Source organism: Myroides sp. LoEW2-1 (genome assembly GCF_009767705.1).
GTDB classification, from domain to species: domain Bacteria; phylum Bacteroidota; class Bacteroidia; order Flavobacteriales; family Flavobacteriaceae; genus Flavobacterium; species Flavobacterium album_A.
Genome location: NZ_WSPP01000071.1, coordinates 1 through 4897 on the forward strand (window position 1 = coordinate 1; position 4897 = coordinate 4897).

The following is a 4897-nucleotide window of genomic DNA, read 5'->3' on the forward strand; positions in this document are numbered from 1 at the left end:
TATCAATAGTTAGGCTTTTGTTTCTGTGGAGTCGCCGAGAATCGAACTCGGGTCCAAACAAGCAATCAGAAAGCTTTCTACACGCTTAGTTTTTTATTAGATTTTCGACCGTTGGCTTGGCAAAAAACAGCCACCAAAAGCTTAGTTTCTAAAATGTCAAGATGCTAGCGAAACAATAGACATCTCTAGGTTTATTTTACGGTTCCCCTTGACAAAGCGCCACAAACCAAGGCTCTTAAGGAGAATTCAGCTCTTCCACCTGGTGGAAACTAAAGGCAATCTTACTATAATTCAGATTAAGCAGCTAAAGCGTAGTTATTTTCGCCGTTTAAAAAGTTCGTTAGATGATATTTACGAGCAACCTAACAACGCTCGACGTGCTTACTAACTAATTCCACTCGCTGTCAAAACCGATCGACCCCATAGTGTTTTAGTTATCTAAACTTGTGCAAAAATACATTGTTTTTTACTGTTTTCAAAGTATTGCCAAGTAATATATTTTATAATAAAACAATTTTCTCACTAATATACTCTATAATAGTTTATTACTTTTTTGGTTATATTATAAAATGTACATTTTTAACTACAAGAATATGGCTTTTTTTAAAAGCAATTAATTATTTATTCAGAAATAATTCTATATTTGGAGAACCAAGAAAACCTATAAAAAACCAAACAAACTATTATTATGAAAATTGGAATTATTAAGGAGCGGAAGAACCCTCCTGATAGACGCGTTGTGCTTTGTCCTAAACAAGCAAAAAATGCCTTAACAGCATATAATCAGCTTAGTATAGCTATAGAGCCGTCAGATATCAGGATTTTTTCAGATAAGCAATACATGGATGAAAACTTAGAAGTTAATTCAGATATGGATTCATGTGATATATTACTGGGGGTAAAAGAAGTTCCTATCCAAGCACTTATACCAAATAAAACTTATATCTTCTTTTCGCACACAATAAAGAAACAAGAACACAATCGCAAGCTACTTCAAGCTTGTTTAGAGAAGAACATAAGATTAATGGATCACGAAACATTTGTAGATCAAAACAATAAGAGGATTATTGGTTTTGGTCGTTATGCTGGAATAGTTGGAGCATACAATACATTACGCGCATTTGGACTAAAGTATGAATTGTACAATATCGCAAAAGCGGAAACACTACTACACAAAGAAGATTTAGTTCACCGTTTAAAGAAGCAATTTTTTCCACCTATTAAAATCGTTGTTACCGGATCAGGTAAAGTTGCTAATGGCATTATAGAGATACTCGATGCTATTAAAATTAAAAGAGTATCTCCAGAGCACTTTTTGAGTCAAAAATACGATAGAGCTGTTTATACTCAAATCGGAGTTACTGACTATTATAAGAGAATAGACGGAAGCCCTGCTGTTAAAGAAGATTTTTATGCTAATCCTGAACTTTTTGAAAGTGATTTTGAAAAGTACAGTAGAGTTTCTGATATTCTTATTACAGGCCACTTTTTTAAGAAGGGTTCTCCTGCAATACTTACCAAAGAAATGCTAAACTCAGCATATAATCAAATAAAAGTAGTAGGGGATGTTTCCTGTGACGTAGATCACGGACCTATTGCTTCTACTTTAAGAGCCTCAACTGTTGCAGATCCTTTCTATGGATATCACCCAGGTAAAAATATAGAGGTAGAATTTGATCACCCAGCTGCTATTACCGTAATGGCTATAGATAACCTTCCTTGTGAATTGCCAAAAGATTCCAGTGAGGGATTTGGGGAGATTTTTGTTCGAGAAATCTTACCTGCTTTTTTTAATGGAGATAAAGACCAAATATTGGAAAAATCAACCATAACTAAAGACGGCAAACTAACACAGAAGTTTAGTTACCTTCAAGATTTTGTAGATGATAAAGAATAGATGTTAAATAAAAAGCCTTATGAAGATGTTTCATAAGGCTTTCTTTATTTTATTGAAGTTTTGTTTTACGCTTATTAAATAACGTTGTTGGAATATGTAGATTTATTTTAGTTGAATCATTTAATTCCTTTCTCTTATTTGAAATATTTGTACTGATTTTTAGAATTTTTTCAGACAATTGAGCCAACCACATTAGCTGTTCAATCACTAAAATAGATTCTTCCATTAAGTTTTTTATTTCCTCGTCATCTGAATACTTTTTCTTTAATTCATATTCCCTTAAGTTTTTCAGGTATTCAAGACTGACATTATAGCTCGCAAGGATAGAATCTGTCACTAAATTTTCATGCAAATTAGCTACATTATATTGTTCTAAATACTCCACAGACATATCTAAGTTCTTATCAATATAATCCATAACAATATTAAAAGCTTCCGAAGCCTTAGTGGTGTGTTTGTGTTGAACATAGATACCAATAGAGGCTGCTGTTGATAAAAAAGTGTGATTAAGTACTGCTAATTCGTATATTTCAGATCGTAGAGTCTGCTTAGATTTAGGTTCTTGTATCATTCTTTGAAACGATGCCATTAAATTTCCTATTTCAATAAAAGCGTATTTACGAGCTAATTTATAAGGGAGGGTAACTTCACCTTTCTCATTATATAGTAAAGTAATCTCTTTCACATAATCTTTATTTGCTTTTACAGATTTAGAAAGATGTGTATTGACATTTAAAAACTCCCATGAAGGCCATAATAGATAATTTGCTCCAAAAGCTAAAACAGCCCCAATTACAGTATCTACAATTCTATAGAGTAATAAATCCATAAAATTTGGTGTCAATATAGCATAGATGAGTACAACGTACATGGTAATGAAGGTAACACCTACTTTATAATCAGTATGAGAAAACCAATACCCTATAATCATGGTAAAAATTGTTAAGTAGGCAATTACTGATACATTGTCTATAAATAACAATAATCCCAAGGCAAGTAATCCCCCTATAACTGTACCTATAACGCGTTCAAAGGCGCGCTGTTTGGTCAATCCAAAACCAGGTCTCATGATTACCACAATGGTTAATAAAATCCAATATGCGTTTAATAAAGCAAAAGCTTTACCTATAATAAAACCAACTAAAATGGTTAGTGTTAATCTTGTTGCATGTCTAAAGATCGTTGAAGTAAAGTTTAAGTTTTCTCTCAAAGTCTCCCAACGGTAGTGAACTGGAGTAAGGAACTTTTCCAAATCTTTAAACTTCTCTTTTACATCTGTAGTAAAAGCTTTTTCAATTAGAATCTTCTCTAAGATATGGATTTTAGCAATTTGGCTTTGAGCATAATGAAGAACATTAGAATACATCAGTACTGCTTCCATTTTATTCTCAGAGGTATTTTCTGTTGAAAACTCACTTAATTTGTTTTGTAATAATTCAATTTGTTGGTCTAACTTATACTTTGGTTGATACTTTAACCCCATATTTAACGCTTCACCTAACTCTTGAATTGTTAGAGAAAAGTCTTGAGCCAACTTTTGATAATCTTCGATAATATCAATTCTATCTTTAAAATACTCTCTTAATTTTTTGTGATCGAAAGAAGTAGAAGCTGCAATCTCTAATATTTCAACCAGGGTAGAGAATGCAACCAATAGGCGTCTATTATTTGAGGAGTTACTTGAGTTTGCTTTATTTCTGACTAAAAACTCACGTAAGTTTTCGTGTACTTCGTTCAGACTAACTTGAATTTTTAACTGTTCTTCAACTATCTTTTGAGTATCAGCTTTCTCAGACCACAGCATAGCGCGATACTTTAAGTAATCGGCTGTAAGTGTCATACATTCTGAAGTTTGTAAAACTCCATATCTACGAGGTCTAATAAAGTAAAAAATAACTGCAACCAATAAATAAAGCAATCCACCTAATAATAACATTAAACAGTGCATTAGTAAAGCATTTCCCTCATAGTTGTGAGCCAAACCTAAACTTGCTGCTAATAGGCCAGTAAAAGAGAGCATATTGGCACGATGTCCGTAAACGGAAATCATGCTTAAAGAAAATAGAATAAAGATAAAAATAGGGTAGAAGTACCAATGATTATTCGTTAGAGACAGCACAAGAGTAACAGCAGGGACAGTAAAAGCACCTACAAATAATCCGACTACCTTATCCTTTAAATTACTCGGAATATCTACTGGTGCGGTAAGCATGGCTCCCATAGCTGCAGCAAAGGCCCAGTTAAATTCTTTGTAAGGCATTAAAACCAAAAAAGGAATAACTGCTGATATTGTAATTTTTAATGAATCTCCAAGGTGTGAATTGTCTGTATATTTTCTTGCTTTAGTTAGCATAACTTGTTTGAGGTATTATAGCGTGAGTCTACTTTTTCAGTAAGCAAGATAAAACAATTTAAACATCAAAAATAATTTAGAAGATTATTTATTCGCTTATTTTTCCTTAATTTTGCTACTCAATTTTCGAGAAAAATAATAATTATGATATTGTCAGTAGTTGGGTATGGCGATCCTGTCTTAAGAAAAGTAGGAGAGAATATAACCCAAGATTACCCCGAATTAAAAGAGTTAGTGAATAATATGTACGAAACGATGTATTCTGCAAGTGGTGTTGGATTAGCTGCTCCACAAGTAGGACTACCTATTCGCCTATTTGTAATTGACGCAGCTCCTTTTGCTGAATTAGACGGGAATACAGAGGAAGAAGCAGCATTTTTAAAGACTTTAAAGAAAACATTCATCAATGCTAAGATCTTAAAAGAAGAAGGAGAAGAATGGGTGTTTAATGAAGGATGTTTAAGTATTCCAGATATACACGAAGGAGTTAAACGAAAAGAAAGAATCACCATAGAATATTATGATGAAAATTTCGTTAAACATGAAGAAGTATTTGACGGTTTAGCTGCAAGAGTTATTCAACATGAATACGATCACATTGAAGGTGTGCTGTTTACAGATAAACTTTCGACTTTAAAGAAGAAGCT

3 protein-coding genes and 1 other RNA gene are annotated in these 4897 nt (G+C 32.9%); 2 read left to right on the forward strand and 2 right to left on the reverse strand.

What is annotated here, in order from left to right; genetic code table 11:
- Positions 1-23 precede the first annotated feature (23 nt).
- Positions 24-422: a transfer-messenger RNA gene (gene ssrA, locus GOQ24_RS05430) on the reverse strand.
- Positions 423-688: 266 nt separating this feature from the next.
- On the opposite strand from ssrA, the gene GOQ24_RS05435 reads away from it, so the two are divergent.
- Complete coding sequence (locus GOQ24_RS05435) at positions 689-1897, forward strand: NAD(P)-dependent oxidoreductase (protein WP_160339253.1); 1209 nt, start codon at positions 689-691, stop codon at positions 1895-1897.
- A gap of 49 nt (positions 1898-1946) precedes the next feature.
- Here GOQ24_RS05435 and GOQ24_RS05440 read toward each other — a convergent pair whose 3' ends face one another.
- Complete coding sequence (locus GOQ24_RS05440) at positions 1947-4250, reverse strand: FUSC family protein (RefSeq protein ID WP_155091478.1); 2304 nt, start codon at positions 4248-4250, stop codon at positions 1947-1949.
- 144 nt (positions 4251-4394) lie between these two features.
- Between GOQ24_RS05440 and def the strand changes: the two genes are divergently transcribed.
- Positions 4395-4897 (forward strand): peptide deformylase (gene def / locus GOQ24_RS05445; protein ID WP_160339254.1); only part of this gene is annotated, 503 nt, incomplete at its 3' end.

What these genes read in the sequence shown, in the direction of transcription:
- GOQ24_RS05435 (WP_160339253.1), top strand. Translation starts at nt 689, where the DNA reads ATGAAAATTGGAATTATTAAGGAGCGGAAGAACCCTCCTGATAGACGC.
- GOQ24_RS05440 (WP_155091478.1), bottom strand. Translation starts at nt 4,250, where the DNA reads ATGCTAACTAAAGCAAGAAAATATACAGACAATTCACACCTTGGAGAT.